Here is a 17,861-nt window from a genome sequence, read left to right on the forward strand (position 1 = left end):
CTGTCATCTCGTTGTTCTTCTTAGAGGTTAATCTGAGCAATGACCGGGTAATGATCGGACGGATAACCCCCGCCAATTTCCCTTCGATCTACAAGCGCTCGATCCACTGCCACATCCGGCGATACAAAAATATAATCGATAGGCTCCCCTGCTTCGCCGCCTTGAAAGTCATGTGCTGTCCATCCAATCGGACCAGGAAGCTGAGTATAAGCATCTTTTAGCCAGGATTGCTCGCCATCCAGATCAGTTTCACCGCGCAGGAAACGAATCGGTAAATCCGCAGGTCGGCTATTGAAATCTCCCATCAAAATCACGGGAAGGGCATGTTCTTTGTGATGAGCGGTAATATAATCCCAGATTACTTTCGTGCCGAGATCTCTAGCTTGCTGGCTTTGATGATCAAGATGCGTGTTGTAGACGATAAAACGCTCTCCCGTTTTCTTATGTTCGAAAATAGCCCACGTACAGACGCGAGGAAAACCGCTGTTCCACGAAATCGAAGCGGTCACTTCCGGCGTTTCTGACAGCCAAAACTGCCCATGCTGCTGAAGCGTCAGCTCCTCTTGCTTGTAGAAAATAGCGCAATGTTCATTCTCGCGGGCGCCAAACCGGCCTTCGCCAATCCACGCATAATCGGCCAGTTTCGGCTGCAAATCATTCAGCATCTCGTAATAGCCTTCCTGCGTTCCGACAAAAAGTGGTGCATGCGCATGAATCATTTCCGCTACCTTGTCAATCCGATTCGGCCATGCGTTCTGTCCATCCCCTGGATTATTGTATCTTAAGTTAAATGTCATTACGGTATATGCCATCTGCACTCACCTCTCAAAATAGATTGGATTCGTTAACATCGCCATTAAAGGCTGATCGAATTCCTCAAAGCGGCGCCAGACTTCAACGCGGTAAAATGCTCTGCCCTTTTGCTCAACCGCAAGTTCCCATGAACCTGTTGATGAGCAAGCTTCCGTTAACTCTACGCCATGTTCACTAATCAATTTGATTTGGTCACCTTCTTGAATGTGTTCAATCCTGACCAGCACGTTGTCATTCACGTCATTTGGTACGGTATCGCCGGTCATATAATCACCACAAGTTAGCTGTGCGAAAGGGCCTTCCGGTGAATAACTAATCACCACATACCCTTTATCAATCCCTTGAAGAATACCATTCACCGTCTTCGTTTCGGCATAAATCCATGTACACGGCATGGCATGTTTGACATAACGTTCAGGTCGGTGAACATCACTGCCGCCAGTTGCGACAAGCTTCCTGCCTGAGGCAAGCTGCTCCTGCCACCATGCGAGCGCCCGCTCATTGCGAGCTGTCCAAGGGCCATTCCAGACCTCCCACCAGTCGTGATCCGTATTGAAATCCCACTCCCAAGGGCAATAATCGCAATGGGGGTGGTTAAGAACGATTTTCGCCCCACGCTCACGTGCCGTTGCGAGTCGAAGATTAACATCCTCTTGATTCTTCACTCGAAAATCATCAATTGGCTCCAAAACGCCAAGGAAATTGCTATGGCCAAAATTGGTCGTAAACTCCATGCCCGGGATCATGACGACCGGCGTATTCCGAGGATACGAGTAATTTTGGCTAACCGCATTATGATCCGTCATCGCAATGAAATCGCAGCCCAGCTGCTCCATGATCGCCGCATTTTCTTCCAGCGTATAAGAGCCGTCGCTGTTTACACTGTGCGTGTGCAAGTCCCCTTTGAGCCAGCGCGCTGTATGAAAAAAGAACGTGATGGTGATCGTAACTTCACAGCCTTCTTCAGGAACTTTATAGGCGTTATGAAGAACAGCCCAGTCCCCGGCTTGCAGTTCACCAGGCAAATAACCGGGAGTCGCCTTCTCCAGCCCGATCACAAACTCGGAGCGAGCCCCTCCGCTCCAGCCTCGCACTTTATGGCTGTCTCTGACGCCAAGATCAATGACAGGCTTGGCATCACCGTGAGATTGAACGGCAAATTGCACATGAACCTCTTCCACCTGTTCAGGCATTTCGAAAGGAACTTCCACATAGGTACTTTGCTCACTGTGATGAATCTCTCTGCGGTAAGTCGTGACTTGGTTTCTTCGGCTTGTCTGCGGCATGACGAACTCCACGCTCCTTTTTCATATATGTTACTCTTTGTTAGCACCAACCAAAATGCCTTTGACGAAATATTTCTGCACATAGGGATAGATAATAACGAGAGGGAGAAGCGCAATCACAATCCCTGCCATCCTTACATTCGTCGTGACAATAAAGTTACTGGATGTAGAATCGGTATCTACGATTAAGGATTTCAAGGCGATTTGCAAGGTATATTTCGCATGATCGCTAATAAATAAAAGTGCTGGCGTGAATTGGTTCCAACGGCTAACGAATTCGAAAAGCGTCACAGTAGCAAGTCCTGCTGCAGCTAACGGGATGTACATAGTAATGAAAATACGGAATGCTCCTGCCCCGTCCATCGTCGCAGACTCCGACATTTCAACAGGTACGGACAGGAAGAAATTACGCATAAGTAAAATACTGAAACCGGAAACCAGTCCGGACATAATTAATGCCGTTAAAGAATTTAACAAGCCAAGCTCTTTGTTCACCACATAAACGGGGATCATGATCGCCTCGCCTGGAATCGTCATTGTAAGGAGAATTGCAGAAACCATAAACTTTTTCCCGGGCAACCCTCTTTGGATCAATACATAACCAGCCATCGAGCACAGCAGCACATGACATACTGTCCCTATAAGTGTGACAATTACATTATTCAGGAACGGCGTATACAATTGCATGCGATTCCAGACTGTCGTAAAGCCCTCAACACTGAATTGTTTTGGATATAAAATAATGCCTGGCTGCATGGAAGCAAAATTGGATGAGAAAGCCAGTGCGAACGTATTCAATAACGGAATAAGCATCGTAGCCAGTAAAATGAATAAAAATAATAAATTAACCCCATCGAATAACCGGCTTCCCCAGCTCGTAGGCAAATTGTTTGTTTTCATGGAGATCCCTTCACCCCTCGTCATAGCGAATGATCGCTCTGGTCACAAACGTAATGAGCAATGTCGCGAAAATCACTAAAAATCCTGCTGATGTTGCTAAACCGACTTTGAATTCCAGAATCCCTTTTTGGTACGTGTACATCATGATGACATCCACTTTCTTGGCAATGGCACCGTTGCGCATCACGATGATTTGATCAAAAATACGCAAAATGCTAAGCACATTCAGCATAATCACAACTTTCATCGTTGACACCAGCGATGGCAGTGTAACATAACGAACCAATTGCCAACGGTTTGCTCCATCCATTCGAGCAGCCTCGTATAACGCCGGATTGATGGCTACAATCGTCGCTAGATAAAGGATGCAGATAAAACCCATCTCTTTCCACACCGAAGTAAGCACCATGACCCAACGGGCAGAGTCCGCACTGGCCATAAAAGTGATCGGTTTTGCCACGCCTACCAGCTTGAGAATCGCATTCACAATACCGGTGTCCGGAGAAAGCATAAGAATCCACATGCCGCCTACGACAACCCATGAGAACAAATGGGGAATGTAAACAATCATCTGAACCACTTTTTTAAACCAGGCCTGGAGGATCTCATTAAGCGACAGCGCAAGCAAGATTGGCATAATAAAACCGATCACCAGCATGCCTCCGCCTAGCAGCAATGTGTTTTGCAGCATTTCCCAGAAGGCATGATCCTTAAGCACGGTAATATAGTTATCAAATCCGATAAAAGGCCGGTTTCCAATCAATCGAAACTCTTGGAAGGAAATGATAAAGCCACGAACGAGCGGATAGTAGGAGAACACAAGAAAATAAGCCATGATTGGAAGCATCATCAAATAGAGGGCTTTGAATTTCCATACAACTTTCAAACGAAGTCACCACCTTGCCGTTAATTGTAAGGGGAGTATGTCATGCATATGTCGTGCATACTCCCCTGTCCATATGAACTAGTCGATCAATTTCGCTGATTTTAATTGTTCGCGCATTTTCTTCACAGCATCCGCAGCCGGCATTTCGCCAAGAATAGCCTTGAAGGAATATTCATTAATGATTTTCTCAGCATCCGCCCATTTCGGTGGCGTCAGCTCAAGCGTTGCATTTTTCAAAATAAGATCCTGCGCTTCCTTCACGCCCGGAAGTAAACCGAATGGATTCGGGAATTTCTTGTTATACCAGAAAGGAACGCCGTGATCCATGGCATGATCTTTCCCTGTTTGTGTAAGCTCGTATTTCCCGCCATTTTCCGTGTAATCCGTATCTTTGATACCCATACTGCCCAAAACAATGCCATCTTTGGAGTGCCACCACTCAATGAATTCAAAAGCTGTTTTTGGATGTTGCGCATTCACCGGAATGACCCAAACGTCCGGATCTCCACGGCGCAGCATATATTTCCCGTCAGCTCCGGCAATGCCTGGAAGGCCCTTCGCTTCAAATGCGGTATTCGCATCGGCAATTTTTCTTGTATTGTTCAGCATACCAACCCAAGCATCCCAGTAAGTAATCATACCGACACGGTCAGCAAGGAACAGATTCCGCATTTTACCTGTATCGTTCGTTGCAAAGTTAGGGTCAAGAATGCCTTCTTTGTACAATTTGTTTAACCACTCGTATACCGGAATGGCGGCGTCTGTTGAATAAGGAACGTCCAGCTTCCCATCCTTCTCCACATAACGTTGTTTCAAGCCGGCTCCGCTGAAGAAACCTTGCAGTTCGTACATCCCAGCTGTGCTTAATCCGTATGTATCCTTTTTCCCGTTACCATCCGGGTCTTGCTCCGTGAATGCTTTCAAGACCTTGTAGTAGTCATCAAACGTTTTCGGCTCAGGCAAATTAAGTTTTTTGAGCCAGTCCGCACGAACGATCGGCATCGTTCCACCTTGGAATTTACTGAAGACGCCATAGATCTTGCCGTCCTTGGTTTTCACTTGATCCCACTCCGACGTTGGCAAAACTTCAGGATCTTGAAGTGTTTTCGACCCTTTCACTTGATCGGTTAAAGGCATGAGAATACCTTGCTCAGTCAGCGTGTTCATCAACTCTTTGCTTACTTGAAGCAGGTCGTATTTCTCGCCGGAAGAAACAGCCGCCATCAGCTTCTGATTATAATCCGAAGCCGGCTTTTCCATCTTAACTTTGATGCCGCTCAAACGTTCGATTTCTTTCTCAAACAGGACGTTCTCTTCGGGAGTTTTACCGCCAACAACACCGGACATCATTCGCAAAGAGCGCTCTTCCTTATTCCCTTCCGTCTTCGCCTGATCGGATCCTTTCGGAGCTTCAGTTCCTGTGCTGCTGTTAGATGTACAACCCGCTGCTAAACTTCCGACAAGCAGAACTGCCATCATCGACGTAACGACTTTCGCTTTTTTGGCCTTCATATTACCCTCCGTTATATGCGTTATTATGGGATTAACCTTTACGAAATGTTAATAAAGCGCTTTCACAATAGGCAATGAACCTTCCTTCATGGCTTCTCGTCCTTATAAACTTCGGGTAGATTCACGTACAATGAGCTGTGCATCTACGATAAGTTGTTCCACCGTTGACGGATCTTTCATTTTTTGAATTAAAATGCGTCCTGCCTCTGCTCCTAGTGTTTCCGCAGAAAGCTCAACAGAAGTCAATTTCGGCGACATCTCTTCGGCCAACCTCACATCGTTGCTTAATGCCACGATCGAAAGGTCTTTTGGGACGTCGATACCGAGTTCACGAGTGGCCCGCAAAATCCCTAGTGCAACTCTGTCTGTATCCGACACAACCGCTGCGAAAGGAATCTGTTCATGCATTTGCAGGATAGACATGTAGCCGTAATCCATCGGTGTTGCATGCTGCTGACGGTCAAAATTCATAACATGGACGTTATCATAAGGAATTCCTTGCTCCTCATATGCCTTCTTAAGACCATTTACACGATCGACTGAAACCGTCATGTTCGCTGATGCATTTAAGAATAAAATAGAACGGTGGCCTTGCTTCAATAAGTAACTGCCAACCTCGTAGGCAAGCTGCTCATTGTCATTATCGACATAGCTGATTGAGCTCTCCAAGGGATCAGGTCTGCCTACCAGCACTAACGGAATTCTCATCTGCTCGAATCGCTCAATGCGCTGATCGTGCTTACGTGGATTCAACATAATAACACCATCGACAGGATCGCTTGAAAATTGTGTAAGATCTTCATGCTCTGGAAGCGTGTCTAGCAGAATACGATACCCATGCTTCGTACATTCCTTGATGACCCCATTCAGCATTTGAATTTCAAATTGCGTCGTCGAGCCTTCTTTAGAAATCGGCATCTTGAGTCCAACAATCATTGTCTTCTTAATTGCCAAACTTCTGGCAATATGATTCGGGAAATATCCCAATTCTTTGGCTACCGAAAGTACTCGATCCGTTACCGGTTGAGAAATCGGTCTTTTTTTGCTGAAAACGCTCGAAACTGTTCCTTTGGAAACACCCGCAAGCTTGGCAACATCATCAATGGTAGCCATCCTTCCACCTCCTCTATGCAATCTAAAATAGCTTTCACTTCCAAATCATTAAAGCGGTTTAATTAAACCGGTTTAACGCCCTTCATATTTCCTATTATAGTTAAAAACAGACAAATTACAACACGTTTTTTATTAATAATTCGTAAAATTAGGGAAAGCGTTTAACCCAATGATACAAAAGAGATTTACGCTATTTTAACAAAACTTGTAATCGCTTACCTTAACCTTCTTTCCTCTTTGCCAGGATTCTCCTTTTTTGGACAAGCATCGACATAATTCCACATGAATTTCACCCCCTATATTCAGCGAAATGAAACGGAAGTCTTACACATACAATGGTATTGGAAGTATCCAACTTACTCGTTGCGGAGGGATTTCACCGTGAAAGCATTACTGCGGCTTGAAGATATCGGACCTGGCGGTTTTTACGAAAAAACAGAAGACCAAATGAAATTACGTGCCGTTGCGGATTATTTATATATGCAAAAAATTCCTTTTCATGTGGCTGTCATTCCCCGATACATCAATCCGAATCTGCAATATGACTGCACCATCAGCAATCCGTTTGATGCCATTTCCGTCAGATTTGTTGAAACGTTACAAGCCTTACGAACTCGCGGAGCTTCACTAGGTATTCACGGGTACACTCATCAGTATGGGCACTCTATCAGCGGCGAGGGGTACGAATTCGCATATCCGGACTGCCTCAAAGATTGCCCGCCGGATGACCTGAGGTCTTCCCTTTCTGATAGTCTGCATATTCAGAGGTCCTATGCGTATAGCAGATTTCATATGGCCTTATCCGCCTTTCAAGCCGCCGGCCTGCGACCTGATTGGTTTGAAACGCCACACTATGCAGCCTCGGATGTGCAGCGTACGATTATTGAATCCTGCTCATGGTTGATTTACGAAGATAATCCCCATGACCCAACCAACCGCCAGGTGAGCTATCAAATGGCTGCTTCAATCGTTGGAAGAACCTATTACGTCCCAACGCCACTCGGATTTGTCAGGGGTGATGCCGTAGAGCAGGACGTTACTAGGATTATGGATCAAGTAGATCAATACGGTGCGGATGATTTGGCTTCATTCTATTACCACCCCTTTCTGGAATTTCCGTATATTCACATTCGCAAATATGCCCCACCTTATTACGAGGAACGAACCCCGCTGAAACGACTGGTGCACCACATGCTCTCGAAAGAGCGTCGGTTCGTTAACATTCAAGATTTGATTTATTCTTTTATGTCCACACAATCTGTATAGAAAGTTCCAAACTTTGGCATACTACTCTTTGTTGTTTATAGAGCAAAGGAGGTGTCACTATGCCAAATCAAAATCAATCCAATCAAGCATCCAAAGCGCAAGTACAGACTACCGAACTAAATAAATTACCGGTTCCTGGTCAAGAGGATACAGAATTCTCCGCAGAGGAAGCGGCAGAAGTATTCCAATCCAATTCATCCTCATCTTCCAATAGCGATTCGCAGGATTAAGGATTAGACAGCAAATAGGCTGCCCCACGGGGCAGCCTATTTCTATTTAGGGAAATCATCTTCATAAAATGTCATATGCGGCTTCTCTTTCCTGTAGTAGGCTAACCGGTCTTCCAGGCTGCCGGTATGGAATTCGAATTTATGCCCGTCCGGATCGGTGAAGTAGACAGATCGCTTATCCTGTTCATCTCTCTCCCGCCCTGGAAGTATATTGACTCCTAAATGCTTCAGCTTTTCCACCACAGCATCGAAATCCGCCTCTTCTACTGTAAAAGCCATATGGGTATATGAATATTGAATCTCATTCCGAGGAATTTCCTTCTCGACATTCAACGCCAGCCATATGCCGCACAAGTCAAAGTAAGCTAAGCTTCTCCCTTTGACCAGCAGCTTGGCTCCAAACACATCCTGATAAAATGAAATCGACTTATCTAAATCCGTTACCGAAAAAAGAAAATGGTTCACACTTTTAATATTCAACGCTTCAACCTCCTTCCACCTGACATTTTCTATCGCTGCATGAATGATTCCTGCCTTCTTGGGCATATTAACATAGAAAAATTCCAATAATTAGGAGGATCCTCCATGTCAGATCAACAATCCGATCAACAGCAAAATGCAGAAATCCAGGCTCACAATGCCGTGGCCGATGCTTTGCACAATCTGAACGTAGCCCAGACCGCCAACAATAATCGCCGGCAGGTGATTCAAGGTGCGCAGGAGCAGCTAGACGCGGCGCATGCACAATTAGCTGAAGCGCGTACAACGCAATCATCTGCAAGCAATGAGGATGACGAAAGTCTCTCTTAATGCCACGCAGCAATCACAGCAGCGAATACCCCTCGACACCTGTTCGAGGGGTATTTTATTCCGTTCCGATAAAGCGAAGTTCATGTATGTATGTTCTCATATGTTGCTTAACCGGATCAAACTGAATCGTACCGTTCCTAATCTGTACAGGAACAGCTTGCTTCAAAGGTAGCACCTTGAACTGCGTCATGTTTTGGTATGAGGTAAATGTCGGAAGAAAGGAGGGCTGTTTCAGCGTAATGGTCTTCTCTTTCCCCATCGTTTTGATGACGTCAATCGTCGCCATTCCGCCTACTCGCTTGGCAACTCCGCCTTGGGCGGATATGAAATTGCCTAACGAGTACAGAACCAGCGTCTTGTGGCCATTACTGCCTGATACCCAAGCAGGCGGCTGCAAAACATGCGGGTGGTTCCCGATGACGATATGAACACCGTAGTCCGCCAGCTTTTGAGCCAGCGCCATTTGACTCTCATTTGGTAAAGTTTCGTATTCTGTCCCCCAATGCATAGCAACCACGACAACGTCGGATACACGCTTGGCTTGTGCGACCTCTTGAGCAATCTGAACGGTATCGATGCGATTAACCAAATACGCTTTCCCTTTCGGATGGGGGATGCCATTCGTACCATAGGCGTAGCTCAGAAAGGAAAACGTAATGTTATTTTTGACCATCGTACGAATATACTTCTGATCTTCCTTTGATTTAAATGATCCGGTATACGGAATGCCGAGGCGATCCCAGTACGACAGAGCGCTTTGAATCACTTTTTCCCCGCGATCCAGCGTATGATTATTAGCTACTGTAACGAGGTCCACCCCGGCCGCTTTGAGAGCATCCCCAACTTCCTGCGGACTGTTGAACGACGGATAGCCGGATAGTCGCAGCTCTTTCCCCCCAATCATCGTCTCCTGATTCGCAACCAAAATGTCAGGCATGCGCAGATAGCTCTGCACGTCTTCAAACATTTTGAAGAAGTTGTACGTGCCGTCCTTTTGCTTCGCATCTTGGTAGATTTCGATGTGGATGAGCACGTCGCCGATTGCTCCCAATGTGACTTTACTTACCTTAGGCTCCGAAACAATCGGCGGAATTGTGGGTACCGTTACAGAAGTCGGTGGCTGATCGCGCTCAGCTACTGGTTTAATTTCTCGCGTAGCTTCTGGTTTGGTATTCTGTTTAACATCTAACAGTTCATCTTTAACTTGTGGCTCCGCTTCCTTATGAACAGGAGGGTTTGCGCGATAGAAACAACCAGTGGTTACAGTTAACAAGAAAGCTATCACAACAACGCGTTTCCTTTGCAAACGGAACCCCTCCTGCCAGACATTTTCCATTAGTATGCCCCAGCAAAATAATTCCCTCGCACTTGATTGGCCGTTTGTCAGCTCGTTTGTCTACCCTCCCGGTACTCCGTGGGCGTCCGATTCGTAAGCGTTTTGAATACGCGGTTGAAATGGCGAATGTTCGTAAATCCGGTAGAATCCGAGATCACCTGAATCTTCTCATCAGAGTGAAGCAGCATTGCCTTCGCTTTCTCGATCCGCTTTTCCGTTAAGAAATCGATAAAGGACTGGCCTTGCTTGCTTTTAAACAAAGAACTCAAATAAGAGGGGTTGAGATAGACGATCTCCGCCATCATATTCAGGGTAATGGATTCCGCATAATGCTCCTCCACATACCGAACCACCAATTCAACAGGGCTAGTCACGAATTTCTTTTTACGGTTCACCATGCACACGCTCAGTTCCCCCAGCAGCTTCTGGCAGCGTTCGCTCAGCTCTTTACTGGACGAAATCGAATAAATCTCCATCAATACCTGCTTCATATCCGTACCTTGCAGCCACATCTTCACCACGGTTAAATTCACGGCCAACTCGTAAAAATGCAGCAGCATTTTGCAAATTTGCTCATGAATCAGCTCGGGATCCCTCCATTGCTGGCATAGCTTGGTAACGAATTGATCGGCTTGAAGACGCACATTCGCCAAATCCCCCTCCTGCACATACTGATTGAGTAAATTCCAGTCGGCGGTGTGCCATTCGAGCTTTTCCATCGTCCTATCAGCAATCGTGTCACTGGAAAGAAGGCGATCCCCGCCAATAACTAAACGGTAGAGCAGCGCCAAACCCGCTTCCTTGTAGGACTTGGAAATCGACTCCAAATCTTTCACAGCACTTCCGAGCCCGAATGAGATCGTAAAATTGGACTGCCCCCGAATTCCCTTGCGGATTCGATTCGTTAATTTCTCGATGTCAGCAAAGGAGGCCGCCGTATCTTCGTGATTAATTAGCGCAACAACTTCATGCTCATTTAAAATAAACACATAACCAAGCAGCGGTTTTTCGATGCTCTCCTGAATGAACTGCTGAATATACACAGAAAATAAGGATGGATTTAACTGGTAATACCTTTCATCCGTCACGGAATCTCGGTCCAGCTTGGCTACCAAACAGCTTGTGCAGGGAAGCGGAAACTGTACGCCGACATTATCGAGCAGTTCTGTTTCTCCATGTGAAAAGCTTCCTGTCAACAGTCCGGCAAGCACATGCTGACGCATTTGATTCTGAACTTGCTTGTCTTTCTTGTTCGTAGTCAATTGTTCCTTCTCGAGCGCGATTTCAACCTGAAGCCTGTCCAGTAAAGTATAAAGCTCTGCCCGTTCGAAAGGCTTCATCAAGTAGTCCTTCGCCCCTAATTTAAGCGATTCACGTGCATACTGAAAATCGTCATAGCCACTCATCACTACACAGGAGATATGCGGATATCGCTCTTTCACAATGTACTGCAGCTGTATGCCGTCCATGCGGGGCATTTTAATATCCGTAATAATCAGGTCCGGCTGCAAGGCTTCAATTTTCTCTAAAGCTTCCACGCCATCTTTGGCTTCGTCAATAACCGACCATTCCGACTGCATTTCAGCAATCATTAAACCAATGCCTTTGCGGAAGATGGTTTCATCATCCACGATAAGGAGTTTAGGCATCCAGTTTGCCTCCTTCAAGTTCATCTGCGATGAGTGGTAATGTGAGAATAATCGTCGTTCCTCGGTGTAAAAGGCTTTCAATCTTCATGCCGTATGGTTGGCCATACCGAAGCACAATCCTCCGATGCACGTTCATTAATCCGTGTCCGCCTGTTCCTTCTTCATTTGGGGTGAAATCAAATTGTTTCTGTAGCACTTGCTGCAACCGGTTTTCACTCATCCCCGCACCATCATCCTGAATGATAATGACCATCGTGTCATCTTGCTTCTTACCGCTGAGCGTAATGGTCCCATACCCGCTTCCTTTTTCAAAACCGTGCACAATACTGTTCTCGACGATCGGCTGCAAAATAAACCGAATCACTGAATAGACAAGCAATTCAGGTTCGATATCGACCTGGAATTGAACTTTATCCTCGAAGCGGATCTGCTGAATAGCCATATAACCCTTCACATGCTCCAATTCCATGTTCAATGGCACTTGGCTTTTGTGGCTGTTGATGCTGTAGCGCAGCAGCTTGCTTAAATTATTCGTCATTTTGACAACCTCACGATTGCCTTGAATTTCAGCGTACATGCTAATGGAGCCCAGCGTATTGTACAAAAAATGGGGATTAATCTGGCTTTGCAGCGCAGATATTTGCGCATTCTTCTCTCTGATTTCCGATTCGTAAAGCCGGTAGCCCAGATCACTGAGCTTCGAAACCATGAGGTTAAAGGATTGGCTTAACTGACCGATTTCATCCCGGCTTCGAATGGGAATCGAAACGTCCAGATCGCCTAGCACCACTTTTTTCATGAGATTACGCAGTTCGCCAATCGGATTTGTGATACGAAAAGCTAAAGCTGTAAACAGAATAACAGCCAGCAGCAAGCAAACGACACCAATCAGAATGATGTAATTCCTGACATTCACTGTATCCTGAAGCAATGACGCGAGAGGCACCATCTCAATCATCGTCCATCCTGTATTCGGTGAAGTATAGTAAGATAACAGCTCTGTATCTACACCTTGCTTATAGATAACTGTGCCGGTACCCTGATATTGCTGCACTTTGTCCATATCGATCCAAGAATCAGCGCTTTTATATATGAGCGCCCCTTCGCTGTCAACAATCATAATGTTTTTCTTGTCGTTCGAGATTGTCTCGATTTTGTTGCGAATGATATTTTTGTCCACATCCAAAACGAGATAGCCCAGCACCCTACCGGTATCTACACTGCGTATTTTCCTCGCAAAAGAGTACACTTGATTCGTCGTATCATACGCGTTCTTGTTGTACGTGCCGATATAGACAACCTTCCCTGTCCTGGAAACCTTGGGGTACCAAGGTTCATTTTCAGCCTTTTTCAGGGAATAATTCGCTTGCTCCTCTAACATCGCCGTATAAGTGCCGCCCGATTGGCGATACAGCGTTAATCCCGATATATCTACACGTCCATTGGCATACACGCGCTTGGCGAAATCTTCAACGGTTACCCGATCATCAAACGAGATCGTCGTTTCCGTCCCCTTATTCGACTCCAAATATTTCACAATATCCTGGGATTGATACGGCAATAAGGTTAAAAGATTAAGCTCATTCATGTATGTATCAATATTAGCCATTAACTCTTTCACAACGTCCATTTGATATTTGCCTGTGTTTTTCTGAATCGAAGCCGAATAACTCGTAAACGTCAAATAGCTGGCTATCCCCAGCGGAACGGCTATGAGGATAAAGCTGATAACGATCAATTTGGTGACGATCGGAAGATTCTGGATCCACTGCTTTTTAGTCTGGAGCTGTATTCTGCTGTATTTGAATATTCGTGTTAATAATCCTTTGCGCATTACGCAGCACCTCTTGCGGGGTGGATTGCCCCACCATCATCTTTTCGAATTCGCGTACGATCTCTTCATTCATTTTCCCCTGTCTAGGGTGATTCGGAAAATATTTCACATCGTCAGCGGAACTTGCATAGTCCGGACGGTACTTCAAGCTCTGAAACTCCGGGGATTGTACCGCTTGTTTCACCGCTGGAATGTGGCCGGCTTTCGCCCAGCTGGCGCCGTGCGCCGCAACCCAATTCGCAAATTTCAGCGCTGCGATTTGCTTTTTCTTATCCGGTTTTTCATGATAAGGCAAGGAAAAGGTATGGGAATCCCCCCAAGCTGCGGGATGATCGTAAATTTGCGGTATTTTCGTGACACCGAAGTTAAGATCGGGAATTTTCTCAAACGTGCCTGTCGCCCAAACACCCGTAATTAACAAAGCGGCGTTGCCCTTCGAAAAGGTTTGTACGGAATCGTTTATATTGGGAATGATGTACCCTTGCGAATAGAGGGAATTAACAAAATTCAGTGATTGCAGCGCAGAAGCATTATCGATGGCCGCTTCCTTCTCGTCGTCTGTATAAAACCTGCCACCATCTACATTCATCTGACTGTAAAAGGAGTACCATAGCCAAAATGAGTCGATACGTACATTGGGTTCAGCCAATGGCGTAACAGTTGCGGGTACACTTTGTCTTATTTTTTGTAAAAATTGCAAGAATCCATCCTCGCCATTCATCAGAACAGGCTTCTCTTTCTCATCTAGAAGACCTGCCTGTTTAAGCCAAGCCTTGTTATAGTACATCACTTCCAGATGGGTATCGAGCGGAATCCCGTAATGTTTTTCATCGGCAACCGTACTTTTCAATATCGTCGGGTTAAAATCTTGCCAGTTCACGCCCGCTTCTGAAGCAAGCGTATTCAAGTCCGTTAAAAATCCAGCAGGCGCATACTGCGAATATTTGGCTGAATGGACAATCGCGATATCTGGCGCTTCTTCTGTCACAATCGCTGTGGACAGCTTGGTATAATAATCACCTGAGTTATTATTGATTTGATCAATTTTCACATGATCTTTGTTCTCATTGTTATACTGCTGAATTAATTCAGCCATGAATTGCCCGTCTCCACCGCTAAATGGCGACCAGAACGTAATTCTGAGCTTATTCGATGCCGTTTCATCAACTTGCATATCCGGCTGAGAGCTGCAGCTTATGGTAAGTAAACTGAATGGAATCAGAAGGATCATGGTGCTAATTCTAGCTCGCAGCTTGCCTCTCACAGAAATCCCTCGCTCCATACATAGTGTGTCTTCATTATACAAATTGGCCCATCTGAATCCAATGACCTATTTCCACCAGACATGGACATATTTTTGGATCCCGAATAAATTGCAAAAAAACATCCCCAATCCTGGAGATGTTTCGATTGTTATTCACCGCTCGGGACAGGGATAGGAACACCCTCTGCAATCGGCACTCCGAAATCAGGAGAACCGTCCGGATGCCACTTGAATGGCTGCATACGTACATTGCGATTCCAGCCAGAGCCTTGCGTCTTCGCACCGTGATACAGAATCCAATCCTCTTTGCCGTCCGGCGATTTTGTAAAAGAGCTGTGGCCTGGTCCGAATACCTGATCTGTTTTGGAAAAAACAGCCTGCTCGTGCTTTTTCCATGAAGCCGGATTCAACAAATCACTATTCATCGTTGCGCTTAGCATCCCTAAACAATAATCATCCGTCCAGCTGCCGCTTGCTGAGTAAATGACATAAATTTGATTCTTATGCAGCAAAACCTGCGGACCTTCGTTAATGGTTGGTGTACCGTTCAATTCCCATTCATACGTAGGCCTGGAGATTTCGACCGGCTTGCCGCTAATCGTGTAAGGATTACTCATTGGAGCAATGTATAAGTGCTGACTGACATTAATCGTTCCTTCCCAACCGGACCATATGAAGTATAAGGAACCGTCCTCTTTTTGCAGCGTCGTCCCATCAATTGCCCATCTGCCTGTTGTATCCATCATTCCTTTATCGATATATCGGCCTTGCGGATCATCCGTTTCTGATTCCAGCACGAACATGCGATGGTTCTCATTCTGGCCATCATCGGCTGCATAATAGATGTACCATTTTCCCTGCAGATAATGCAGTTCAGGCGCCCAGATGTTTGAAGTATTAGGGCCTGATACAGGCGGGAGCCATACATCCTTATATTCGGCATCAGCAAGCCCCGTCAGCTTTTGCGATTTCCACACTCTAATGGAGTTACCTGTCGTATGTGTATAATAATAAGTGCCGTCTTTCGAAGTCACCCATGGGTCTGCTCCGTTATCGAGAATTGGATTCGTAAATGTCTTCGTCATTCCCTCTTTCCCAGCTCCTTTCGTGCAACCCGCTGCAAGCAGGAAGCAGATGAACACCACAACAAACGTACGCATTTTTGAAAACACCGCCCTCGCTAAACAGCCTTTCTACTGCTTAACTCCCGTGGCTGTAATAGATTGAATAAATTGTCTCTGCCCAATTAGAAAAATCAGAAGGGTTGGAAGGGTCGATAGTGTGGCAAGTGCCATTAATTTACCATAGGATTGCACAAAACTTCCAGTAGCCATAACAGCAATTCCCGCAGTGAGAGTGCGCATTTCCAAATCAGTCACCGTAAAAAACGGCCACACATAATCGTTGAAAACCCCCATAAACGTGAAAATTGCTAATGTTGTTACAATCGAAACAGAAGACGGCAGCAGAACGGACGTGAACACATGCCACTTGTTTGCCCCATCCATTTTTGCTGCTTCAATAATCTCAATCGGAAACGATTGGAAAAATTGAATCAACAGAAATACGCCAAGCGCACCGCCGGAATATGGCAAAATAAGCACATAATACGTGTTAATCAAATTCAGATTACTGAAGTTCAAGTATTGCGGCAGAAATGAAATAATGCCTGGCACCATCAAAGAGCCGACGAACAAGGCGATTAACGTCTTTTTAAAAGGCAAATCAAGCTTCGTTAACGCGTACGCCGCCATCGTGTCCAGTAGAATGACCAAAAAAGTCGCAGCAAATCCCACAAAAAATGAATTGAAAATCCAACGGAAAATCGGAACCTCGACGTCACCGCCGACAAATATCGTATGGAAATTATCCCAGGTGAATTCCTGCGGCAATAAATGAAACACAGGAGCCATCACTTCTACGTCGGTTTTGAACGAATTCGAAAACATCCACAGGATGGGCAAAATGAATATAATGCCTAATACACTAGCCAACAACACGTAAAATAGCTTTAAAGGTTTCAACGTCCTCTACTCCTTTCTGTTCGTGACTTTAAATTGAATGACCGATACGATCATAATCGTTAATCCCATCAAAATGGCCATCGCCGATGCCGAGCCAATTTCCCGGGCTGTATAAGCTGTTTGTAAGATGCCCATCAGCAGCACCTTGGTCTCGTCTCCGGCATTGCTCATGAGATTGGGCTGGGCAAAAATATTATAAGAAGCAATCGTAGAAGTAATCAGCACAAAAATGATCACAGGCCGGATCGATGGCAGCGTGATGTTTCTCAGTCTTTCCCAACCATTTGCCCCATCTATTCTGGCAGCTTCATACAGATCTTCTGGAACGCCATTAAGCGCATTGACAAAGATAATCATATTAAAACCAATCGTCCACCAGAGCGTAGCCACGACCAACGCAATCCACACAAACGGTTTATCCAGCAGCCAAGGAATCGGGTCAAATTCATGGATTCCCATCTTAGCCAAAAGCAAATTGATGAATCCTCCCGTAACATCGAACATCCTTTTCCAAATGACCGCCATTACGGTCGCCGAAACCGCATACGGTATGAAGTAAATCGAGCGGAAGAAGGAGCGCAGTTTGGCGGGAAGCGCGTTTAACAATAAGGCAAAGCCTAAGCCCACGAGGACTAAGAATGGAACAGAAAAGATAACAAATTTCAAAGTCGCTTTCATGCCGATAAAAAAAAGATCATTTTCTTGCGTACCCTCTGTGAAAATGCTCTTGTAGTTGTCCAATCCAACAAAAGGATGTACGGGATCGAGCAGGTTATATTGTTTTAGACTAATCACAAAACCATAAATAATCGGAATAAGCGTGAACGCCATAAAGGCCACAAAATACGGAAGTATGAATAAGCTGGATGTCAGCTTTGATTTCCAAGAGGATGTTGTAGGCAAGGGCTTCCCCTCCTTTTTTTAAAATGGCAGACGGG

Annotated in this window: 17 protein-coding genes; 3 read left to right on the forward strand and 14 right to left on the reverse strand. The window is 45.6% G+C overall.

What is annotated here, in order from left to right:
- Positions 1 to 20 precede the first annotated feature (20 nt).
- The 6 genes from PCH02S_RS21695 to PCH02S_RS21720 all read right to left on the reverse strand — a co-directional run bounded on the left by PCH02S_RS21695 (position 21) and on the right by PCH02S_RS21720 (position 6,510).
- On the reverse strand, positions 21 to 812 hold the full coding sequence (locus PCH02S_RS21695) for an endonuclease/exonuclease/phosphatase family protein (RefSeq protein ID WP_127456044.1): 792 nt from the start codon (positions 810 to 812) through the stop codon (positions 21 to 23).
- A 6-nt stretch (positions 813 to 818) separates the two neighbouring features.
- Positions 819 to 2,099 carry a CehA/McbA family metallohydrolase gene (locus tag PCH02S_RS21700; protein WP_127456045.1) on the reverse strand — a complete coding sequence of 427 codons (1,281 nt, stop codon included), beginning with the start codon at positions 2,097 to 2,099 and terminating at the stop codon, positions 819 to 821.
- 30 nt (positions 2,100 to 2,129) lie between these two features.
- Positions 2,130 to 2,999: a carbohydrate ABC transporter permease gene (locus tag PCH02S_RS21705; RefSeq protein WP_127456046.1), complete on the reverse strand. Its 870-nt coding sequence runs from the start codon at positions 2,997 to 2,999 to the stop codon at positions 2,130 to 2,132.
- Between the two features lie 10 nt (positions 3,000 to 3,009).
- Entirely contained in the window at positions 3,010 to 3,885 is an 876-nt protein-coding gene (locus tag PCH02S_RS21710; RefSeq protein WP_127456047.1) for an ABC transporter permease subunit, read from the reverse strand.
- 78 nt (positions 3,886 to 3,963) lie between these two features.
- The gene (locus PCH02S_RS21715) at positions 3,964 to 5,397 is read right to left on the reverse strand and encodes an extracellular solute-binding protein (RefSeq protein ID WP_127456048.1); all 1,434 of its coding nucleotides are present in this window, start codon (positions 5,395 to 5,397) and stop codon (positions 3,964 to 3,966) included.
- Between the two features lie 102 nt (positions 5,398 to 5,499).
- A complete protein-coding gene (locus tag PCH02S_RS21720) occupies positions 5,500 to 6,510 on the reverse strand; it encodes a LacI family DNA-binding transcriptional regulator (RefSeq protein WP_127456049.1) in 1,011 nt (336 codons plus the stop codon).
- A 381-nt stretch (positions 6,511 to 6,891) separates the two neighbouring features.
- Between PCH02S_RS21720 and PCH02S_RS21725 the strand changes: the two genes are divergently transcribed.
- Positions 6,892 to 7,776, forward strand: coding sequence for a DUF2334 domain-containing protein (locus tag PCH02S_RS21725; RefSeq protein ID WP_164819671.1), 885 nt, complete (start codon positions 6,892 to 6,894; stop codon positions 7,774 to 7,776).
- Between the two features lie 59 nt (positions 7,777 to 7,835).
- A complete protein-coding gene (locus PCH02S_RS35820) occupies positions 7,836 to 8,006 on the forward strand; it encodes a hypothetical protein (RefSeq protein WP_164819672.1) in 171 nt (56 codons plus the stop codon).
- Between the two features lie 42 nt (positions 8,007 to 8,048).
- On the opposite strand, the gene fosB is transcribed toward PCH02S_RS35820, so the two are convergent.
- Entirely contained in the window at positions 8,049 to 8,486 is a 438-nt protein-coding gene (fosB, locus tag PCH02S_RS21730) for a metallothiol transferase FosB (protein ID WP_127456051.1), read from the reverse strand.
- 105 nt (positions 8,487 to 8,591) lie between these two features.
- Here fosB and PCH02S_RS21735 point away from each other — a divergent pair, with 105 nt between their 5' ends.
- Complete coding sequence (locus tag PCH02S_RS21735; protein WP_127456052.1) at positions 8,592 to 8,816, forward strand: hypothetical protein; 225 nt, start codon at positions 8,592 to 8,594, stop codon at positions 8,814 to 8,816.
- Between the two features lie 55 nt (positions 8,817 to 8,871).
- Here PCH02S_RS21735 and PCH02S_RS21740 read toward each other — a convergent pair whose 3' ends face one another.
- From PCH02S_RS21740 to PCH02S_RS21770, 7 genes are all read right to left on the reverse strand, one after another.
- Positions 8,872 to 10,122 (reverse strand): CapA family protein, encoded by a 1,251-nt coding sequence (locus tag PCH02S_RS21740; protein ID WP_164819673.1) that lies wholly within the window; start codon positions 10,120 to 10,122, stop codon positions 8,872 to 8,874.
- Between the two features lie 77 nt (positions 10,123 to 10,199).
- A complete protein-coding gene (locus PCH02S_RS21745; RefSeq protein WP_127456054.1) occupies positions 10,200 to 11,801 on the reverse strand; it encodes a response regulator in 1,602 nt (533 codons plus the stop codon).
- Positions 11,794 to 13,635 carry a cache domain-containing sensor histidine kinase gene (locus PCH02S_RS21750; RefSeq protein WP_127456055.1) on the reverse strand — a complete coding sequence of 614 codons (1,842 nt, stop codon included), beginning with the start codon at positions 13,633 to 13,635 and terminating at the stop codon, positions 11,794 to 11,796. Before PCH02S_RS21750 ends, PCH02S_RS21745 begins: the two co-directional genes overlap by 8 nt.
- A complete protein-coding gene (locus PCH02S_RS21755; protein ID WP_164819674.1) occupies positions 13,577 to 14,899 on the reverse strand; it encodes an ABC transporter substrate-binding protein in 1,323 nt (440 codons plus the stop codon). The genes PCH02S_RS21750 and PCH02S_RS21755 overlap by 59 nt, the downstream gene beginning before the upstream one ends.
- 149 nt (positions 14,900 to 15,048) lie before the next feature.
- Complete coding sequence (locus PCH02S_RS21760; protein WP_127456057.1) at positions 15,049 to 16,059, reverse strand: glycoside hydrolase family 43 protein; 1,011 nt, start codon at positions 16,057 to 16,059, stop codon at positions 15,049 to 15,051.
- 33 nt (positions 16,060 to 16,092) lie between these two features.
- Entirely contained in the window at positions 16,093 to 16,923 is an 831-nt protein-coding gene (locus PCH02S_RS21765) for a carbohydrate ABC transporter permease (RefSeq protein ID WP_246069196.1), read from the reverse strand.
- Between the two features lie 6 nt (positions 16,924 to 16,929).
- Positions 16,930 to 17,826: a carbohydrate ABC transporter permease gene (locus PCH02S_RS21770; RefSeq protein ID WP_246069197.1), complete on the reverse strand. Its 897-nt coding sequence runs from the start codon at positions 17,824 to 17,826 to the stop codon at positions 16,930 to 16,932.
- Positions 17,827 to 17,861 lie beyond the last annotated feature (35 nt).

The organism is Paenibacillus chondroitinus NBRC 15376, from assembly GCF_004000765.1.
Classification (GTDB): domain Bacteria; phylum Bacillota; class Bacilli; order Paenibacillales; family NBRC-103111; genus Paenibacillus_E; species Paenibacillus_E chondroitinus.

Coding starts and splice junctions, on each gene's coding strand:
- PCH02S_RS21695 (WP_127456044.1), bottom strand. CDS start 812: ATGGCATATACCGTAATGACATTTAACTTAAGATACAATAATCCAGGG.
- PCH02S_RS21700 (WP_127456045.1), bottom strand. CDS start 2,099: ATGCCGCAGACAAGCCGAAGAAACCAAGTCACGACTTACCGCAGAGAG.
- PCH02S_RS21705 (WP_127456046.1), bottom strand. CDS start 2,999: ATGAAAACAAACAATTTGCCTACGAGCTGGGGAAGCCGGTTATTCGAT.
- PCH02S_RS21715 (WP_127456048.1), bottom strand. CDS start 5,397: ATGAAGGCCAAAAAAGCGAAAGTCGTTACGTCGATGATGGCAGTTCTG.
- PCH02S_RS21720 (WP_127456049.1), bottom strand. CDS start 6,510: ATGGCTACCATTGATGATGTTGCCAAGCTTGCGGGTGTTTCCAAAGGA.
- PCH02S_RS35820 (WP_164819672.1), top strand. CDS start 7,836: ATGCCAAATCAAAATCAATCCAATCAAGCATCCAAAGCGCAAGTACAG.
- PCH02S_RS21735 (WP_127456052.1), top strand. CDS start 8,592: ATGTCAGATCAACAATCCGATCAACAGCAAAATGCAGAAATCCAGGCT.
- PCH02S_RS21745 (WP_127456054.1), bottom strand. CDS start 11,801: ATGCCTAAACTCCTTATCGTGGATGATGAAACCATCTTCCGCAAAGGC.
- PCH02S_RS21750 (WP_127456055.1), bottom strand. CDS start 13,635: ATGCGCAAAGGATTATTAACACGAATATTCAAATACAGCAGAATACAG.
- PCH02S_RS21760 (WP_127456057.1), bottom strand. CDS start 16,059: ATGCGTACGTTTGTTGTGGTGTTCATCTGCTTCCTGCTTGCAGCGGGT.